Genomic DNA, 2,278 nt, shown 5'->3' with positions numbered 1-2,278 from the left:
GTTACAGAACTCTTTGACCTGAAAATACGGCACGCCCATCTTGATACCCAGACGCTTGGCCTCAGGTGAGCGCGCGACTACGCAGCCATCGTTATTCGATAAGACGACGACGGGTTTATCCTTTAAATCAGGGCGAAACAGCTTCTCACAGTTGGCATAAAAGCTGTTGCAATCGACGAGCGCATACATAGCGGACTCTTTGGGTGATAAAAATTTTTGTAAAAAAGATAGAAGAAATGGCTTTGATTGTAAGAAGATAGCAGGGAATTTTTCAAGTCAAAAAATCAATGACACGTCAGTGGTTGTCGTTATATTTTGAATAAAGTCATTTAAAAACGTGATATAAATAATAGTGTTAGGCGTAAAAATTGACGTATACTAAATGCGCACCCTCTTTTAAAGATGATTATGGATAAGTGCTAACCACCACAATAAGGATATGTAAATGTTAGGAAAAATGATGTACCAGCCGCTGCTGATTAGTAGCCTAATTGAGCATGCCGCGCAATATCATGGCGACACGGCGGTCTATTCAAAAGAAGTCGATGGCACCATGACCCAGAGTGATTGGCTGAGCGTCTCAGACAACTCAAAACGTCTGGCGAATGCCTTGGAGGCTTTGGGACTTAAGTCCTCAGACCGCATCGCGACTCTCGCTTGGAACAATCGCCGTCACTTGGAGGCATGGTATGCCATCTCAGGTAGCGGTATGATTTGCCACACTATCAATCCGCGTCTATTCCCCGAGCAGCTCGCCTACATTATTAATGACGCCGAAGATCAGGTACTGTTTTTTGATATTACCTTTTTGCCCCTTATCGCGGCTATCAAAGAGCATATCAAAGGTATTAAGCACTTTATCTTGTTGGGCGATCGCGATGAGAAAGTTTTAGAGCAATTACCTGACGCGCTATTTTTTGATGAGTTATTGGCCGAGAACAATACTAATTTTGACTGGCCGCAGTTCGATGAAAAACAAGCCAGTTCCCTATGCTATACCTCAGGGACGACAGGTAATCCAAAAGGTATCTTGTACTCGCATCGCTCATCCGTGCTACACGCCATCGCCCTATGTATGCCTGATGTGTCTGCGCTATCAGCGCAAGATGTCCTGCTGCCTGTGGTACCGATGTTCCATGTCAATGCTTGGGGTACGCCTTATGCCGCAGCACTCACAGGTTGCTCACTTATTTTGCCAGGACCGAACCTAGACGGCGATAGTCTGGTCTCTGTGATTGATGACTATAAAGTAACGGTGGCGCTGGGTGTACCGACTATTTGGCAAAGCCTGCTGACCGCTGCTAAGAATAAAGGCAGCAAACTCGATAGTATGACGCGCACTATCGTTGGCGGCGCGGCTTGTCCACCGTCGATTATCAAAACGTTCAGAGAAGACTTCAATTGTGACGCCATCCATGGTTGGGGCATGACAGAAACCAGCCCACTTGGGACGATGAATCAGATTAAAGCCAAGCATAAATCGCTGAGCCGAGATGAGATCAACGAGCTACGCAAATCGCAAGGTCGTCCGCCTTATGGTGTGCAGATACGTCTGATGGGTACTGAGCAAAAGGATCAGCCCGTAGCCGAGGACGGCGAGGCACAAGGACGCTTGCAAATTCGCGGGCACTGGGTCATCGATGACTATTTCACCCACAAGCCAGATGCGATTACCGAAGACGGCTGGTTTGACACCGGTGATATCGCCACTATTGATGAAGATGGCTATATGAACATCCGCGATCGCTCAAAAGATTTAATCAAGTCAGGCGGTGAATGGATATCCTCAGTCGAGCTAGAAAATATTGCCGCCGGTCACCCAGAGGTAAAAATGGCAGCCGCTATTGCCGCCAATCATAAAGAGTGGGGCGAGCGTCCTGTATTGATTGTGGTTAAAGAAGACGACTCAAGCGTCGATGAGGCGCAGATTTTAGACTTTTATAAAGATAAAGTTGCCAGCTGGCAAATCCCTGATAAGGTTGTCTTTGTCGATAATATCGTGTTAAATGGCGCAGGTAAAATGATGAAAAAGAATCTGCGTGATGAGCATGGTGATGTCTTGCTTGAGCAATAAGCGTTATCGAATTGCTTTGACATTGCCTTAATAATTATCTTACTTTTACCTCATAAAAGCCTGCAACGTTGCAGGCTTTTTATTCTTTGAATAAGCAAAATTCATAGCTCAAGCCACTGCAACCACAACCGAGTATCCAACTCAAACTGATGATAGTTGGGCTCCATATGACAGCATAATTGATAAAAGGCCTTGCTGTGCTCT

The 2,278-nt window shown here is 45.8% G+C and carries 2 protein-coding genes; one reads left to right on the top strand and one right to left on the bottom strand.

From position 1 onward, the window contains the following. A partial coding sequence (locus ACTXGO_RS12680) for a Y-family DNA polymerase (protein WP_443574784.1) occupies positions 1-189 on the bottom strand: 189 nt, incomplete at its 3' end. Positions 190-445: 256 nt separating this feature from the next. Between ACTXGO_RS12680 and ACTXGO_RS12675 the strand changes: the two genes are divergently transcribed. Next, the gene (locus tag ACTXGO_RS12675) at positions 446-2,074 is read left to right on the top strand and encodes a long-chain fatty acid--CoA ligase (RefSeq protein ID WP_443574783.1); all 1,629 of its coding nucleotides are present in this window, start codon (positions 446-448) and stop codon (positions 2,072-2,074) included. Positions 2,075-2,278: the final 204 nt, after the last annotated feature.

Source organism: Psychrobacter sp. T6-1 (assembly GCF_052258445.1).
This window is presented reverse-complemented; position numbering and strand designations above follow the sequence as displayed.